This is a genomic window from Streptomyces alboflavus, assembly GCF_000716675.1.
Taxonomy (GTDB): domain Bacteria; phylum Actinomycetota; class Actinomycetes; order Streptomycetales; family Streptomycetaceae; genus Streptomyces; species Streptomyces alboflavus.
This window is the reverse complement of sequence record NZ_JNXT01000022.1, coordinates 130,086-146,487: the sequence shown is the minus strand read 5'-3', so window position 1 is coordinate 146,487 and position 16,402 is coordinate 130,086. Positions and strand designations below refer to the sequence as shown.

Below are 16,402 nucleotides of genomic sequence, written 5' to 3'. Positions count from 1 at the left end.
GTCGGGCGTGGGCGACGTACGCTGACATGGTTCGCCCCATCACCAGCAGCGGAGCACCTTTGAACGACCAGCCGAACCGGCGTCCCCGCACCCAGGGCAAGTCCGGAGGTCAGGGCAAGCCCGCCTCCCAGGGGCGGCCCGGGAACTCCGGCAAGCCCCACAAGCCGTACCGCCGCCCGCAGAAGGACCCGGTCCGCTTCCTCGCCTTCGAGGCGCTGCGGGCCGTCGACGAGCGGGACGCGTACGCGAACCTCGTGCTGCCGCCGCTGCTGCGCAAGGCCCGTGAGCAGGAGGGGCCGGAGAAGTTCGACGCGCGGGACGCGGCGCTCGCCACGGAGCTGGTGTACGGGACGCTGCGCCGCCAGGGCACGTACGACGCGATCGTCGCGGCCTGCATCGACCGGCCGCTGCGCGAGGTCGACCCGCCCGTCCTGGACGTCCTGAACCTGGGCGTCCACCAGCTGCTCGGCACCCGCATCCCCTCGCACGCCGCCGTGTCCGCGTCGGTGGAGCTGGCGCGGGTGGTGCTCGGCGACGGGCGGGCCAAGTTCGTGAACGCGGTGCTGCGGAAGGTGGCGCGGGACGACCTCGACGGCTGGCTGGAGAGGGTCGCGCCGCCCTATGACGAGGACCCCGAGGACCATCTCGCCGTCGTGCACTCGCATCCGCGGTGGGTCGTCTCCTCGCTCTGGGACTCCCTCGGGGGCGGCCGGGCCGGGATCGAGGACCTCCTGGAGGCCGACAACGAGCGGCCCGAGGTGACCCTCGTGGCGCGCCCGGGACGGTCCACGGCCGCAGAACTCCTCGACTCGCTCGACCCGGACTCGGCGCTCTTGGGCCGCTGGTCGCCGTACGCCGTGCGGCTCACCGAGGGCGGCGAGCCCGGCTCGCTGGAGCTGGTGCGCGAGGGGCGGGCCGGGGTACAGGACGAGGGCAGCCAGCTGGTCGCGCTCGCACTCGCGAACGCCCCCGTCGAGGGGTCGGACACCAAGTGGCTCGACGGCTGCGCGGGCCCCGGCGGCAAGGCCGCCATGCTCGCGGGCCTCGCCGCCGAGCGCGGGGCCGTGCTCCTCGCCGCCGAGAAGCAGCCGCACCGCGCCCGCCTCGTGGGCCAGGCTCTCGCCGGGAACCCCGGCCCCTACCAGGTCGTCGCCGCCGACGGCACCCGGCCGCCGTGGCGGCCCGGGAGCTTCGACCGGGTCCTGATGGACGTTCCCTGCACGGGACTCGGGGCGCTGCGGCGACGACCCGAGGCGCGCTGGCGGCGCCGCCCCGAGGACCTTGAGGGCTTTGCTCCGTTGCAACGCGCTCTGTTGCGCACGGCGTTGGAGTCGGTGCGGGTCGGCGGTGTCGTCGGGTACGCCACGTGCTCGCCGCACCTCGCCGAGACCCGCGCCGTCGTCGACGACGTGCTCAAGCAGTGGGGGGACGCGGAGCTGGTGGACGCCCGGGACCTGATGCCCGGCGTGCCGGCGCTCGGGGACGGCCCCGACGTCCAGCTGTGGCCGCACCTGCACGGGACGGACGCGATGTATCTGGCGGTCATCCGGCGCACGGGGTGACCGGCGGGGCGGCCCCGATGCCCGCGATCAGCGCGTCGAGGCCGCCCTTGATGCGGTCCACGTCCCAGCCGCGCTCGGTCCGCTGGAAGTCGAACAGGCCCGGCGTGTACGCCATCAGGAGCAGGTCCGCCAGATAGGCGGCGTCCACGCCGGGGGCCAGCTCGGTGACCATGCCGACGACCTGCTCGTGGTGCCGCCGGAACGGTGTGCTGTGATAGCGCCCCGCTGGTGCGCTCGCCTCGGCCAGGAGCAGCAACTCCCGGTTGTCGTCGACGAGTTCGGCCATGCCGTGCAGGAAGGCGCGCAGCCGTTCGTACGCCGACGGGGCCCCGTCCCCACAGTGGCGCGCGAACGCCTCCTGGAAGCGGGTCTCGTTGTCCTCGATCAGCGCGTAGACGAGCCCCGCGCGGTTGTGGAAGCGCCGGTAGACCGTGCCCACCCCGACCCCCGCCTCCTTGGCCACCGCGTCGAGGGACAGCTCGGCGAAGCCGTCCGCCGCGAGCAGGCGCCGGGCGGCGTCGAGGATGCGGAGGCGGTTGCGGGCGGCGTCGGCGCGTTCCGTGCGCTCGGGGCGAGCGGCGTGCTCGGGGCGATCGGCGCGCTCGGTGGGGGTGCGTCCTGCGGAGGCGCGTCCTGCGGGGGTGGTCATGCGGAGCAGCGTAACGGACGTATCGGAGACTTCTCCGGTTATCTCTTGAAAACCGGAGAAGGCTCCGCTTAGAGTTGCGTCACGCCAAGCGGAGACCTCTCCGGTTGGTGCCCGGAACCTCAACGCGCCTCGCCCGTAAGGAGATTCACGCCATGACTGCCGTCTCCACCCCGCCCGCCACCTCTCCCAGCACTCCTCCCGCCTCCTCGACCCCGGCAACGCCCCTCCTCAACGGCCAGGTCATCGGCATCACGTACCACGCGATCGCCGCCGTGCGGGATCGGCTCCTCGCCGGTTCGGGGCTGACCTTCCACCAGTCCGTGGCGCTCAAGGCCGTCTCCGACGGGTTCGACCGCGCCGGTGCCGTCGGCCACCTGACCGCGAAGCTCAAGATCAGCGGGTCGGCGGCGCTCGTCCTGCTCGACGAAATCGCCGACGCCGGTCTTGTCGAGGGCGCCCGGCCGTCCCTCACCGACCGGGGCGACAGCGTCCAGCGCGCCTTCGCGGACGCCGTGGCCGAGACGGCCGAGCGGCTGTACGGGGACCTGCCGCAGGCCGACCGCGAGATCGCGGCCCGGGCGCTCGCCCACGTCACGACCAGGGCGAACGCCGAGCTCGATGGCCGGTAGCCCACCGATTCGCCGACGCGGGCGAAAAAACTTCGCCGGTGCTGTCCAGAATCGGTGACCGGCTCCGTCCCCGGGGTGAACGTGACCAGAATGGGTCGCACAGCACCGAGGAGAACACCATGGCGAAGTACCTGTTGCTCAAGCACTACCGCGGCGCCCCGGAGTCCGTGAACCACGTGCCGATGGAGAAGTGGACGCAGGAGGAGATCACCGCCCACATCCAGTACATGAACGACTTCGCCGCCCGCCTGGAGGAGACCGGCGAGTACGTCGACAGCCAGGCGCTCGCCCCCGGCGGCACGTTCGTCCGGTACGACGGCGAGGGCCGCCCGCCCGTCACCGACGGCCCGTTCGCCGAGACCAAGGACCTCATCGCCGGCTGGATGGTGATCGACGTCGACAGCTACGAGCGCGCCCTCGCCCTTGCCGGAGAGCTGTCGGCGGCCCCCGGCGCGGGCGGGCGGCCGATCCACGAGTGGCTGGAGCTGCGGCCGTTCCTGGGCGAGTCGCCCACCGTCACGGAGTGACCCTGCCCATGGACGAGGCCCTGCTCAGGAGCCTCACGCCGAGCGTCATCGGGATCCTCGTCCGCCGCGGAGCAGACTTCGCGGCGGCCGAGGACGCCGTGCAGGACGCCCTGGTCGAGGCGGTCCGCGCCTGGCCGGCCGACGAGCCCCGGGACCCGAAGGGCTGGCTGGTCACCGTGGCCTGGCGCAAGTTCCTCGACGCGACCCGGTCCGACACCGCCCGCCGCCGCCGTGAGGACCTCGTCGACGAAGAGCCGCCGCCCGGACCCGCGACCGCGGTGGACGACACGCTCCAGCTCTACTTCCTGTGCGCCCACCCGTCGCTGACGCCGTCCGCCGCCGTCGCGCTCACCCTGCGCGCCGTCGGCGGCCTCACCACCCGCCAGATCGCCCGGGCCTACCTGGTGCCCGAGGCGACCATGGCGCAGCGCATCAGCCGCGCCAAGCGCACGGTCTCCGGCGTACGCCTCGATCGGAGTGGCGACGTCGCCACCGTGCTGCGCGTCCTCTACCTGGTCTTCAACGAGGGCTACTCCGGCGACATCGACCTCGCCGCCGAGGCCATCCGGCTCACCCGGCAGCTCGCCGCCGCTATCGACCACCCCGAGGTCGCGGGGCTGCTCGCCCTGATGCTGCTCCACCACGCCCGGCGCGCCTCCCGGACCACCCCCGACGGGGGCCTGGTGCCGCTCGCCGAGCAGGACCGCTCCCGGTGGGACACCGCGGCGATCGCCGAGGGCATCGGGATCCTCCAGGAGGCCCTCGCCCGCGACCGCCTCGGCGAGTTCCAGGCCCAGGCCGCCGTCGCCGCCCTCCACGCCGACGCGCCCACCGCGGCGGAGACCGACTGGGTGCAGATCGTCGAGTGGTACGACGAACTCGTCCGCCTGACCGACAGCCCCGTCGTCCGGCTCAACCGCGCGGTGGCCGTCGGCGAGGCCGACGGGCCGCGCGCCGGGCTGACGGCGCTGAAGGAGGTCGACGAGACCGTCCCGCGCCACGCCGCGGTGGCCGCGTACCTCCACGAGCGTGACGGCGACCTGACGACGGCGGCACGGCTGTACGCCGAGGCGGCCCACCAGGCTTCCAACCGCGCCGAGCGGGACCACCTGACGCGGCAGGCCGCCCGGCTCAACACCGCCCGCCCGTGATGCCGTCGCACCGCGTGGCCGCGCCCCCGGGGCGGTCGGCCGCGCCTCAGCGCCGGGCGTCCTCGCGCGCCAGCGCGTGCGGCCACCACACCTTCGGGCCCACGTCCAGGAACAGGGACGTGACCAGGACCGAGCGGACGATGAAGGTGTCCAGGAGGACGCCGAGCGCGACCGCGAAGCCGATCTCGACGAACGCCACCATCGGGATCGTGGCGAGGGCGGCGAAGGTGCCCGCGAGGACCAGACCCGCCGATGTGATGACCGCGCCGGTCGCGGAGAGGCCGGTCAGCACGCCGGGACGGGTGCCCTGGCGGGCCGCCTCCTCGCGGATGCGGGTCGACAGGAAGATGTTGTAGTCGATGCCGAGCGCCACGAGGAAGACGAACACGAACAGCGGGAAGTCCGTGGACTCGCCGGGGAAGTCGAAGACGTGGCGGAAGACGAGCGCGCTGATGCCGAGGGCCGCCGAGAACGACAGGATCACCGTGGCGATCAGGAGCAGCGGGGCGACGACGGCACGCAGCAGGGCGCCGAGGATGAGCAGCACCACCAGCAGGACGAGCGGGATGACCAGCTTGTCGTCGCGGATGGTCGCCTTGTCCATGTCCAGCAGCGTCGCCGTGCCGCCGCCGACGTGCGCGTCCGCGTCCGGCACGGCGTGCACCGCGTCCCTGACCCGCTCCACGGTGTCCTTGGCCGCCTTCCCGTCGGCCGGGTCGGTGAGGATCGCCTCGACGAGCACCTTGCCGTCGTGCTCGGCCTTCGTGCCCGGCGGGACCGCGACGCTTCCCTTCTGCACACCGCGGGTGTTGTCGACGGCACGGCTGACCTCCTCGGCCCGCGCCTTGTCCGCGATGACGACCATCGGGTCGCCGGTGCCCGCGGGGAAGAAGTCGGCCTTCACCTCCTGGCCGGTGACCGAGTCGGGCTTGTCGATGAAGGAGTCCTCGTTGCTGACCCCGGCCGCGCGCAGCTGGAGCAGGCCGAGGGCGAGCGCCGCGAGGGCAAGGGAGGTGACGATCCAGGTCTTGCGGGGGCGGTCGGCGATTCGGCGCCCCATCCGCGCCCACAGGCCCTGCTCGGCCGGGTCGGCGCTGCCCTCGTGCGGGACCAGCGGCCAGAACAGCCAGCGGCCGCAGATCACGAGCAGCGCGGGGAACAGCGACAGCATCGCGAGCACCGCGACCGCGACACCGATCGCCGCGACGGGCCCGAGCCCGCGGGTGGAGTTCATCTCGGCGGCGAGCAGCACCAGCATGCTCAGGACGACGGTCGCGCCGGACGCGAGCACGGCAGGGCCCGCCCGGTGCAGGGCGAGCGCCATCGCCTCGTGCCGGTCCGAGTGGCGGCGCAGCTCTTCTCTGTATCGGGCGACGAGCAGCAGGGCGTAGTCCGTGCCCGCGCCGAAGACGAGGACGGTCAGGATGCCCGCGCTCTGGCCGTTGACGGTCAGGTCCGCGTGCTCGGCGAGGAGATAGATCAGCGCCTGCGCCGCGTACAGCGACACGAACGCCGAGATCAGCGGGACGAACAGCAGGATCGGGCTGCGGTAGGTGATCAGCAGGGCCACCACGACGACCGCGCCCGCCGTGAGCAGCAGCGTCGAGTCGATCTCCGCGAAGGCCTCGGACAGGTCGGCGGAGACCCCGGCGGGCCCGGTGACGTAGACCGCGAGGCCGTCCTCGCCGTCGCCCACCTTGTCCTTGACGTCGTCGACGGCCTCCGGCAGGTCGTTCCAGAGGTCGTTGTCCATCGTCAGCGGTACGTAGACCTGTGCCGCCCGCGCCTCGGCGCCCGGCTTGTCGAAGGCAGGGCCGCGGGTCTCGTCGCCGCGGATGAAGTGCGAGCGCAACTGCTTGACCTCGGCCACGCCGTCCGCGATCCGCGCCCGGTCCCGCTCGGTCAGCGGGCCGTCCTCGCGGGCGAAGAGGATCACCATCGGCATGGTCTCGGGCCGGAAGCCCTCGGAGGTGTCGAGGACCCGGGTGGACTCCGCGGACCGCGGTACCCAGGACGACGCCGTGTTGTCCTGCTTGTCGGCGAGTTTGGAGGCCAGCGGCGCGGCCAGCACCAGGACGATCAGCCAGAACACCAGGACCAGCCACTTGGCGCGCGGCCCACAGACCAGCCAGGCCACTCCCCGGCGTTCCTGGCGCTCGTTGTCGGACCGCGTCCCAGACCGAGACATGGGCATGGTTGTCCCCCTGCTGTCCCACGCGCTGGCGGTGGACGGACAGCATGGCACGCGGTGCGCGGGCCGGGGAGGTCGCTTTCACTCCTGGCACGCGCCCCTCGGTGGCCCAGGCGGGACCGGCGCGGGCAACCGCCGCCCGGCATGGCAGTCTTGGGGCATGGCCGTGCAGATCAACCCCAGCATCCTCTCCGCCGACTTCGCCCGCCTCGCCGACGAGGCGCGTGCCGTTCACGGCGCAGATTGGCTCCATGTCGACGTCATGGACAACCACTTCGTACCGAACCTGACCCTCGGGGTGCCGGTCGTAGAGTCTTTGGCGCGAGCGACGGACACGCCCCTGGACTGCCATCTGATGATGACGGACCCCGATCGCTGGGCCCCGCAGTACGTCGAAGCGGGCGCGGGATCGGTCACCTTCCACGCCGAGGCGGCCGCGGCCCCGGTGCGGCTCGCCCGCGAGATCCGCGCGAAGGGCGCCCGCGCGTCCATGGCGCTGAAGCCCGCGACGCCCATCGAGCCGTACGAGGACCTGCTGCCGGAGCTGGACATGCTCCTGATCATGACCGTCGAGCCGGGCTTCGGCGGTCAGGCCTTCCTCGACATCATGCTGCCCAAGATCCGCCGCACCCGTGAGCTCATCGGCAAGCACGGACTCGACCTGTGGCTCCAGGTCGACGGCGGCGTCTCGGCCGCCACCATCGAGCGCTGCGCCGAGGCCGGCGCCGACGTCTTCGTCGCCGGGTCGGCCGTGTACGGGGCGGACGACCCCGAAGCAGCGGTACGTGCACTGCGCACCCAGGCGGAGGAGGCCACCGGGACCGCAGGGTGGGCGTGCGCCCACTGAGGCGCGGACCGGGCACGACGGGTCCGCCGCTTGGCCAACGGCTTGGCCACGGGAACGTGAACGCGGCCCATCAGGGCTGATCAAGTACGCCGGATCTGCAAGGATGAACAGCGAATCCAGGTGTACGTATGTGGTGAACAGCAGTGAGGAGAGCGCCGTGTCGGCCATGTCGGCGGGTCGGTCAGCCATGCGGATGGGACCCGCGGAGCTGGTGCAGGCGGCGGCCATGGCCCGCCGTTTCTATCTCGAGGGCAAGTCCAAGATCCAGATCGCCGAGGAGTTCGGCGTCAGCCGCTTCAAGGTGGCCCGGGTCCTGGAGACCGCTCTCGAACGTGATCTTGTACGGATCGAGATCCGCGTGCCCGCGGAGCTGGACGCCGAGCGCTCCGACGCGCTCCGCGCCCGCTATGGCCTGCGGCACGCCGTCGTCGTCGAGTCCCCGGCGGCGACCGAGGACATCGACGACTCCCCGGACCCGGAGAACCTCGGCGAGGTCGCGGCCGGACTCCTGGGCGAGCTGGTCAACGAGGGCGATGTGCTCGGCCTCGCCTGGGGCCGCTCGACCATCAACATGGCGGCGGCGCTCGACGCGCTGCCGCCCTGCACGGTCGTGCAGCTGACAGGCGTGTACGACGCCGGGACCGCCGAGCGCGGCTCGGTGGAGGCGGTCCGCAGGGCCGCGCAGGTCTCCGGGGGCGACGCCCACCCGATCTACGCCCCGATGCTCCTTCCGGACGCGGCGACCGCCGCCGCGCTGCGCCACCAGACCGGGATCGCGCGAGCCTTCGAGTACTTCGACAAGGTCACCGTCGCGGCGGTGTCCATCGGCTCCTGGGAGCCCGGCATCTCCACGGTCCACGACATGCTCACCGACGAGGAGCGCGCGCACTACGCCTCGCTCGGCGTCGCCGCGGAGATGTCGGCGCACCTCTTCGACGCCGAGGGCCGCAGGGTCGGCCGCGACCTGGGCGAGCGCTGCATCACCGTCGAGGCGGACCGGCTGCGCCGCATCCCCGAGGTCGTCGCGATCGCCGGGGGCCAGCGCAAGGCCGCCGCGATCGACGCGGTGCTCCGCTCCGGGCTCGTCACGAGCCTCGTCACGGACACGGCGGCGGCGGACCAGCTCCTGGTCGCCGGTTCGGCCCCGCGGCCTGCCCTCGACCGGGCGGATCCGGACGGGGAGTAGCACGGGGCCCGCGCGGCGTACGTGCGGCGCGCGGGACAGGGCGGCCGGGGGGCCGGGGACGGGGGACGGTCGGGGACCGGTGCGACAGCCGGGGCCCGACGCGGGGGTGGTGACCGACCGGCGTGGATACGTCGGCGCGCGCCGGTGCGCGGAAGCTGTGGCAGCATCGGCCCCATGATCTTCCGGGCCTCCGGCCAGCTGCGGAGAGCGCTCCTCGGCGCGCTCCTGATCTGCCTCGCGGTGCTGCTCGCGGGCTGCGGCACCGAGGGGAACGACACCCCCGACCGGCAGAGCGCCGCCGACCGGCGCAGCAGCCCGAGCGCCGCGCAGACCCCCGCGTGGGCACGCGGCATGGAGACCGTCGAGGCCGCCCGGCTCCCCGCCGAGGCCCGGCGGACGCTGCGCCTCATCGACAGCGGCGGCCCTTTCCCGTACGAGAAGGACGGCACCGTCTTCGGCAACTTCGAGGGCGAGCTGCCCCGGCACGCACGCGGCTACTACCGCGAGTACACCGTCCCCACCCCCGGCGCCCGCAACCGCGGCGCCCGCCGCATCGTCACCGGCCGCGAGCACGAGACGTACTACACGGACGACCACTACGCGTCGTTCAGAGCGGTCCTGAGATGACGGCGGCAGCACGGGGATGGGGCGGCGCGGCGGGGGAAGGCGTGGGTCCACGGTGACGACAGTGGCGGGAGTGGTGGACGTGGTGGGTACGGCGGGCGTGACGCGGGAGGCGAGGGCGTGATGGCGGACGAGGACGCGGAGCGGGTCCACGCGGACGGCGGGGGCGAGGCGCTCGGGCCCGTGCCCGCCTCGGTGCTCGACGCCGTGCGCGGCAGCGGCTGGGCCACGCTCGCGCTCGACCTGACCGGCGTGCTCGACAAGGACGCCTTCATGGACCGGTGCGCGGGGGCGCTGGAGCTGCCGGACTGGTTCGGCCGCAACTGGGACGCGCTCGCGGACTGCCTCACCGACCTGTCCTGGACGACCGACGCGCCGGGGCGGCTGCTCGTCGTCTCCGGGTGGCGGGAGTACGCCGAGGCGGCGCCGGGCGACTGGGCGGTCGCACAGGAGGTGTTCGCCGACGCGGTCACGTACTGGCGGGGGCGGGAGCGGGGCCTTGAGGTCGTCCTCGTGGTGGGGCCGCTTTCGGACTGAGGCGGAGTGCGTCCGGCTTGGACGATCCGACCAGGGCGTTCGGGGGCGTCTGGGTGATCGTCCCAGGCAGCGCAATCCCCGCGGCATGGGACAATGAAGTACGTGCTTTTCCCCCGGCTGTCCTGTTCGGGGGCCACCTCTGATCGACTGGGATGAGCAGCACGTGCGTTTCCTCAATGACATCCAGCCCGCGTACGACCTGACGTACGACGACGTCTTCGTGGTGCCGAGGCGTTCCGCCGTGGGCTCGCGCCAGGGCGTCGACCTCTCGTCGCCGGACGGCACGGGCACCACGATCCCGCTGGTCGTCGCCAACATGACCGCGATCGCGGGCCGCCGCATGGCCGAGACCGTCGCCCGCCGCGGCGGCCTCGTCGTCATTCCGCAGGACATCCCGATCGACGTCGTCACCGAGGTCATCTCCTGGGTGAAGACGCGTCACCACGTGCTCGACACCCCGATCGTCCTCGCCCCCACGCAGACCGTCGCGGACGCCCTCGCGCTGCTGCCCAAGCGGGCGCACGACGCGGGCGTCGTGGTGGACGCCGACCACAAGCCGGTCGGCGTGGTCACCGACGCCGACCTCAGCGGCGTCGACCGCTTCACGCAGCTGTCCGAGGTCATGTCCAAGGACCTGCTCCTGCTGGACGCGGACATCGACCCGCGCGACGCCTTCAACAAGCTGGACGGCGCCAACCGGCGCTACGCCCCGGCCGTCGACAAGGACGGCCGCCTCGCGGGCATCCTCACCCGCACCGGCGCCCTGCGCGCCACGCTGTACACCCCGGCCGTGGACGCGAACGGCAAGCTCCGCGTCGCCGCCGCCGTCGGCATCAACGGCGACGTGGCGGGCAAGGCCAAGCAGCTCCTCGACGCGGGCGTCGACACGCTCGTCGTGGACACCGCGCACGGCCACCAGGAGTCGATGATCGCCGCGGTCAAGGCCGTGCGCGCGCTCGACCCGCAGGTGCCGATCGTCGCGGGCAACATCGTCGCCGCCGAGGGCGTGCGCGACCTGATCGAGGCGGGCGCCGACATCATCAAGGTCGGCGTCGGCCCCGGCGCCATGTGCACCACGCGGATGATGACCGGCGTGGGCCGCCCGCAGTTCTCCGCGGTGCTCGAATGCGCCGCGGAGGCCGCGAAGTTCGGCAAGCACGTGTGGGCCGACGGCGGTGTCCGGCACCCGCGCGACGTCGCCATGGCGCTGGCCGCCGGCGCGTCGAACGTCATGATCGGATCCTGGTTCGCGGGCACCTACGAGTCCCCGGGCGACCTCCAGCACGACGCGCAGGGACGTGCGTACAAGGAGTCCTTCGGCATGGCATCGGCCCGCGCCGTGCGCAACCGGACCAGCGAGGAGTCGGCCTACGACCGTGCCCGCAAGGCGCTGTTCGAAGAGGGCATCTCCACCTCCCGCATGTTCCTCGACCCGGCACGCCCGGGTGTCGAGGACCTGATCGACTCGGTCATCGCGGGTGTCCGCTCCTCCTGCACCTACGCGGGCGCCGCGTCCCTCGCGGAGTTCGCCGAGAAGGCCACCGTCGGCATCCAGAGCGCTGCCGGATACGCCGAGGGCAAGCCGCTGCACGCCAGCTGGAGCTGATCCTCCGTCACACCCTGAGCCGTGCCGGGACGGCCCCCACCTGTCGAGAGACCGGTGGGGGCCGTCGTCGTCTCCGGGGTTGTTTATCGGCCATCGGGGTCGCGCGCCGTCGGGCGGTCACGAAAAGGCTGAAACAAGCGGTCCATTTACGGCGTATAGCTCCTACCCTTTCCCGCTCCGCACGGTAGTGGAAGATCGTCTTCTTTTGCCCTTCCCCGGGTGATTCCGCGGCGGTGTACCAGGGCACGGTTTCCCTGGGTGCGTGAGCGACTTGCTGGCGCCGCGAGGTGACGTGAAGCAGGTTGTGGTCTCGGACCGTCATTCAGTACCAGGAACCGTGGAGGTAATTGATGACCGCCCTCGACGAGCGATGGAACATACGGCCCGAGCATTTCTGGCTGCGCGGGATCCGCCCGGAGCAGCCGGTGGATTTCGACGAGAAGCACGCGATGTGGAACGTCTACGGCTACGCGGAGGCCAGTGAGATCCTCGGCGACCCGGCGACGTACACGTCCGACACCGCGCACCTGTTCCCCGTGGACATCGACCCGGCGCTCTCCGAGGGCGATGTGACGCACTTAGACCCTCCCGAACACACCAAGCTGCGCGCGCTGATCAGCAGCGCGTTCACCCCGAAGGTCGTGGGCGACCTCGAACCGCGGATCCGCGAGATCACCGAGGAACTCCTCGACGAGGTGGCCGGCGCCGACCGGTTCGACTTCGTGGAGGCTCTCGCCTTCCCGCTGCCGGTGATCGTGATCGCCGAACTGCTCGGCCTGCCCCGCAGCGACCGCGAGATGCTCAAGCAGCTGACGTATCAGATCACCGAGAACAAGAGCCCGTTCGATCTCATCGACAACAGCGAGGTGGGTGACGGCAACCTCCGTACCCTCGACGACCAGATGCGGCAACTCCACGGTTACCTGCACGAACACGCCTCCGAGCGCCGGAGGGCGCCGCGGGAGGACCTGCTGACCCGGCTGGTTCAGGCGGAGGTCGACGGCAGGCGGCTGACCGACGGCGAGGTGGCGAACTTCGGGACCATCGTGATGTTCGCCGGGCACATCACCACGACGATGCTGCTGGGCAGCACGGTGCTGTGCCTGGACGCGTACCCGGAACACGCGGCCCGGGTCCGCGCGGACCGCACGCTGGTGCCGTCCACCATCGAGGAGTCCCTGCGCTTCCTGAGCCCCTTCCCGGCGACTTCCCGCGCCACCACCACCGAGGTGAACATCGGCGGACAGGTGGTGCCCGCCGACCAGATGCTCGTGGTGTGGCTGGCGGCGGCGAACCGGGACGGCCGGCAGTTCGCCGACGCGGACGTCTTCGATCCGACCCGCGACCCCAACCCGCACATCGCGTTCAGCCGCGGCAATCACTACTGCGTCGGCGCGCCCCTGGCACGTCTGGAGGGCCGCGTCGCGTTGAACGTCCTCCTGGACCGCTATTCCGCCATGCACACGGACCCGGACAGCCCGCCGGTGTTCTTCCCGTCCATGGATCTGGCCGGCGCCAGGATTCTCCCGCTCCGCGTCGCATAGCGCGCCGCCGACCAGCTCACGAACACCTCGCCAGAACAACAGAATTGCCGACCGGAAGTGGCAGGGACCATCTCACGTGTCGCTCTGCCAACGGTGTCCGGTCAGCAGGACGTATGAGAGAGGAAATTCGTACGATGGATCAGCAGATACAGCCTTCGCTGGCGAAGATGGCCCTCGGCTACATCACCGCGGAGATTCTGTACGTGGCCGCCGAACTACGCCTCGCCGACGCGTTCGACGGCGGTCCGCGCAGTTACCAGAAGCTCGCCAAGGTGACGGGCGCGGACCCGCGTACGCTGCGCAGGCTCTTGCGGGCGCTCGTCGGGGAGGGCGTGGTCACCCAGGTCGACGCCGATCGGTTCGAACTCACCGAGCTCGGGGGGCAACTGCGCGCCGACGCACCCGACTCGGTGCGGGACACGGTCCTGCTCACCAAGACGCCCGAGTCCGCGTGGGCTGCTCTACGACCTGCCCACGGCCATGGAGACGGCACCGGCCATCCTCGGCGAAGCCGGGGTCGCGGACCGGTGCGAGATCGTCGGGGGAGACTTCTTCACGTCGGTGCCGTCGGGGGCCGACGCCTATCTGTTGAAGAACGTGATCCACGACTGGGACGACGAGAAGTCGGTGGTCGTGCTGCGCAACTGCCGGGCGGCCATGGGGCCGGGCGCCCGGCTCCTCCTCGTCGAGACCGTCCTGCCGTCGATCATGACCAAGGACAACGTGATCGCCTTCGCCGACCTCGGCATCATGGTCGGCTGCGGCGGTGCCGAGCGGAGCGAGGAGGAGTACCGGGAGCTCTTCGACGCTTCGGGCTTCACGTTCACGAGCATCACCGAGGTGCTCGCCGACGGGCAGCAGACCGGGTTCCACGTCGTCGAGGCCACGCCCACGGCCTGACCCGGCCGCCGCGCTCTCTCGGGAGCCGTCCATGCGTGCCGTTGTGCGCCGAAGTGCTCGCCGACTCGGGCGGCGAGCACTTCGGGCGGCCGCCTCATGGCGCGGGCTCGGCCTCCACCAGGTGGTACCCGGGCACCACCTCGGTCGTGGTGGTGAGGGAGAGCCCGGCGGCGCCGAGGAGGGCACGGAAGTCGTCCTCGGTCCGTTCCCGGCCACCGCTCCAGACCAGCATGTTGAGGTCGCCCTCCACGCGGACCGGGTACCGCGGACAGGATCGCGGCGAGCAGTGTGCCGTCCCCGCCTCCGATGTCGGCGACCGTGCCGAACCGGCCGAAGTCACCGGCCCGAACGATCTCCGGCGCGAGCATGCGGCTGCCGTCCGCCAGGGCCTTGTGATAGGTCGCCGCCAACTCGGGGTCGCTCAGGGTGAATTCAGCGGCCGTCCGGCCGGTCTCCGGGTCGCGCGCGGGCGCCCCGGTCCGCACGCTGTGACCGAGCCCGCCCCAGGACCGCCAGACCTCGGGGACGGCGTGCAGCAGCACATGGTCCCGGATCGAGTCGGGTGCGTCGGCGCGCAGCTGCCCCCCGAGCTCGGTGAGTTCGAACCGGTCGGCGTCGACCTGGGTCACCACGCCGAGGCCGGCCAGGGCGCGCAGCAGCCTGTGCAGGGCGGCCGGGTCCGTGTCGGTGCGTTTGGCGAGATCCCGGTGGTCCTGTGGGCCGTCGGTGAACCCGTCGGCGAGCCTCAGCTCGACGGCGGCGTGCAGGATGCGTGCCGGGATGTGGCCGAAGGCCAGCTCCAGCAGCGACATTTGATTCATGGCGCATCATTCCTTTCCCTTGGATTTCGAACATGCGCGGCGGGCGGTCCATGGAAACGGCGCGTTGCGGTCGCCCGGTCCGAGACCGGGCGACCGCAACGGGGTACAGCTGAACCAGGGGCGCGCTAACGCATGGACAGCGGCAGCGTGTTGACGCCGATCATGTCCGGAGTCGGAAAGAACGTCGGTGGATTGTCGGGATCGGTGCGCATGGTGGGAAAGCGGTCGAAGAGAAGGTTGAGCGCGATTCGGCCTTCCATGCGGGCCAGTGGCGCGCCGATGCAGAAGTGGATGCCGCGGCCGAACCCGAAGTGCGGATTGGGGTCGCGGGCCGGGTCGAACGTGTCCGGGTCGGTGAACTGGTTCCCGTCCCGGTTCGCCGCGCCGAGCCAGAGCAGCAGCAACTGGTCCTTGGGGATGAGCTGCCCGGCCAGTTCCACGTCCGTGGAAGTGGCGCGCGAAATTCCCGCGGACGGGCTGAGGAGCCTGAGTGCTTCTTCGATGGTGGTCGGCACCAGGGACCGGTCCGCGCGTACCCGGGCCGCCTCCTCCGGGTGGCCGTCCAGACACAGCATGGTGTTGCCGAGCAGCATCGTGGTGGTGATGTGCCCGGTGATCAGCAGGATGTTCGCGATATTCACGACTTCGTTGTCGGTGAGGCGCTCACCGTCGACCTCGGCCTGGGTGAGGTGGGTCAACAGGTCCTGCCGTGGCCGCTTCCTGCGCTCGGTCGCGTGCTCGCGCAAATACTCGAGCAGCGGCCGGATGTGGGCCATGGCGTCATTGATGTTGTTCTCACCCTCCTCGCCGTCGTTCAGGAAGGCGAAGCCGCTGAGGCTCTCGATGATCTTGTCGGCCCAGCCCTTGAACATGTGCCGGTCACTGCTCGGGACGCCGAGCATCTCGGCTATCACGATGACCGGCAGCGGGTAGGCCACGTCGGCGACCAGTTCCATGCTGTCCTGGTCGGACACGGCGTCGACCAGTTCCCGGGCGATCTCTTCGATGCGGGGTTCGAGTCCGGCCACGAGCTTCGGCGTGAACGCCTGGCTGACCAGATTGCGGATCTTTCGGTGGTCCGGGGGGTCCATCTGCGACATGTCGCCCTCGCTGAGCGACTCGTCGAGGGTCACGGGGAACAGACGCGCAGTGTTGGAGGAGAAGGTTTTCGGTTCGCCGAGGATCCGCAGTGCTTCCGCGTATCCGTAGACGTTCCAGACCTTCTGTTCCTCGTCGAACTGGACGGGGTGCTCCGGGCGTTGCCCGCGCAGCCACAAGTGACCCGGATGGATGCCCCACCTGTCGACGAGTTTGGTGGTCATCTGAATTCCCCTTTCATACCGGCTGGTGCTCGAGCGCATCACGGACGGGATGCCGACCGCAAGGCATGGTCAGGCGTGGTGCAAGGATCAAGTCAGATATTTATTGGGCCAGATTCTGACGGCCTGGTCATCGTTGCAGGTGGGGTGCATGAAATGTCCTGGATGGCGTATCGGTCGGTCGCTGGTGTGGTGGCTTGAATTACCCCTGCTTTACCAGTCGGGATGTTTTCCGGGGAATTGAATCGCGCCGTACTGTCAGCGGGACATTTTCGGTGCGGCCGACCGGGCTGAAGCGTGTCGGCGGCC

General features: G+C 71.2%; 15 protein-coding genes and 2 pseudogenes. 12 read left to right on the top strand and 5 right to left on the bottom strand.

Features of this window, described 5'->3' with window-relative positions; all coding sequences use genetic code 11:
- Window positions 1–59: 59 nt before the first annotated feature.
- Window positions 60–1,562: an RsmB/NOP family class I SAM-dependent RNA methyltransferase gene (locus OO63_RS18650; protein WP_030360460.1), complete on the top strand. Its 1,503-nt coding sequence runs from the start codon at window positions 60–62 to the stop codon at window positions 1,560–1,562.
- On the opposite strand, the gene OO63_RS18645 is transcribed toward OO63_RS18650, so the two are convergent.
- On the bottom strand, window positions 1,543–2,211 hold the full coding sequence (locus tag OO63_RS18645; RefSeq protein ID WP_078619216.1) for a TetR/AcrR family transcriptional regulator: 669 nt from the start codon (window positions 2,209–2,211) through the stop codon (window positions 1,543–1,545). The genes OO63_RS18650 and OO63_RS18645 overlap by 20 nt on opposite strands.
- 152 nt (window positions 2,212–2,363) lie before the next feature.
- Between OO63_RS18645 and OO63_RS18640 the strand changes: the two genes are divergently transcribed.
- The 3 genes from OO63_RS18640 (at window position 2,364) to OO63_RS18630 (ending at window position 4,518) form a co-directional block, all read left to right on the top strand.
- Window positions 2,364–2,840, top strand: coding sequence for a hypothetical protein (locus OO63_RS18640; protein WP_030360458.1), 477 nt, complete (start codon window positions 2,364–2,366; stop codon window positions 2,838–2,840).
- A 119-nt stretch (window positions 2,841–2,959) separates the two neighbouring features.
- A complete protein-coding gene (locus tag OO63_RS18635) occupies window positions 2,960–3,367 on the top strand; it encodes a YciI family protein (protein ID WP_030360457.1) in 408 nt (135 codons plus the stop codon).
- 8 nt (window positions 3,368–3,375) lie between these two features.
- A complete protein-coding gene (locus OO63_RS18630) occupies window positions 3,376–4,518 on the top strand; it encodes an RNA polymerase sigma factor (protein ID WP_030360456.1) in 1,143 nt (380 codons plus the stop codon).
- 46 nt (window positions 4,519–4,564) lie between these two features.
- Here the strand turns inward: OO63_RS18630 and OO63_RS18625 are convergent, their stop codons facing one another.
- On the bottom strand, window positions 4,565–6,706 hold the full coding sequence (locus tag OO63_RS18625; protein WP_051810980.1) for an MMPL family transporter: 2,142 nt from the start codon (window positions 6,704–6,706) through the stop codon (window positions 4,565–4,567).
- A gap of 163 nt (window positions 6,707–6,869) precedes the next feature.
- Between OO63_RS18625 and rpe the strand changes: the two genes are divergently transcribed.
- The 8 genes and pseudogenes from rpe to OO63_RS46835 all read left to right on the top strand — a co-directional run bounded on the left by rpe (window position 6,870) and on the right by OO63_RS46835 (window position 13,953).
- Window positions 6,870–7,556, top strand: a complete 687-nt coding sequence (gene rpe, locus OO63_RS18620; RefSeq protein WP_030360454.1) for a ribulose-phosphate 3-epimerase — start codon at window positions 6,870–6,872, stop codon at window positions 7,554–7,556.
- A gap of 133 nt (window positions 7,557–7,689) precedes the next feature.
- Window positions 7,690–8,742, top strand: coding sequence for a sugar-binding transcriptional regulator (locus tag OO63_RS18615; protein WP_030360453.1), 1,053 nt, complete (start codon window positions 7,690–7,692; stop codon window positions 8,740–8,742).
- A 174-nt stretch (window positions 8,743–8,916) separates the two neighbouring features.
- Entirely contained in the window at window positions 8,917–9,369 is a 453-nt protein-coding gene (locus tag OO63_RS18610; protein WP_030360452.1) for a guanyl-specific ribonuclease, read from the top strand.
- A gap of 120 nt (window positions 9,370–9,489) precedes the next feature.
- Window positions 9,490–9,903 (top strand): barstar family protein, encoded by a 414-nt coding sequence (locus OO63_RS18605; protein ID WP_030360451.1) that lies wholly within the window; start codon window positions 9,490–9,492, stop codon window positions 9,901–9,903.
- 163 nt (window positions 9,904–10,066) lie between these two features.
- Window positions 10,067–11,509: a GuaB1 family IMP dehydrogenase-related protein gene (locus OO63_RS18600; protein ID WP_030360450.1), complete on the top strand. Its 1,443-nt coding sequence runs from the start codon at window positions 10,067–10,069 to the stop codon at window positions 11,507–11,509.
- A gap of 350 nt (window positions 11,510–11,859) precedes the next feature.
- Window positions 11,860–13,053, top strand: coding sequence for a cytochrome P450 (locus OO63_RS18595; RefSeq protein ID WP_030360449.1), 1,194 nt, complete (start codon window positions 11,860–11,862; stop codon window positions 13,051–13,053).
- Between the two features lie 113 nt (window positions 13,054–13,166).
- A pseudogene (locus OO63_RS47785) lies at window positions 13,167–13,421 on the top strand (methyltransferase family protein); the annotation flags it as partial.
- Window positions 13,408–13,953, top strand: a complete 546-nt coding sequence (locus OO63_RS46835; RefSeq protein WP_078619215.1) for a methyltransferase — start codon at window positions 13,408–13,410, stop codon at window positions 13,951–13,953. The pseudogene OO63_RS47785 and the gene OO63_RS46835, both read left to right, overlap by 14 nt.
- Window positions 13,954–14,047: 94 nt before the next feature.
- Here OO63_RS46835 and OO63_RS46830 read toward each other — a convergent pair whose 3' ends face one another.
- The 3 genes and pseudogenes from OO63_RS46830 to OO63_RS18580 all read right to left on the bottom strand — a co-directional run bounded on the left by OO63_RS46830 (window position 14,048) and on the right by OO63_RS18580 (window position 16,096).
- Window positions 14,048–14,203: a hypothetical protein gene (locus OO63_RS46830; protein WP_248782211.1), complete on the bottom strand. Its 156-nt coding sequence runs from the start codon at window positions 14,201–14,203 to the stop codon at window positions 14,048–14,050.
- A 16-nt stretch (window positions 14,204–14,219) separates the two neighbouring features.
- Window positions 14,220–14,765 (bottom strand): annotated as a pseudogene (locus OO63_RS47780) (methyltransferase family protein); the annotation flags it as partial.
- A 134-nt stretch (window positions 14,766–14,899) separates the two neighbouring features.
- On the bottom strand, window positions 14,900–16,096 hold the full coding sequence (locus OO63_RS18580; protein ID WP_030360446.1) for a cytochrome P450: 1,197 nt from the start codon (window positions 16,094–16,096) through the stop codon (window positions 14,900–14,902).
- Window positions 16,097–16,402 lie beyond the last annotated feature (306 nt).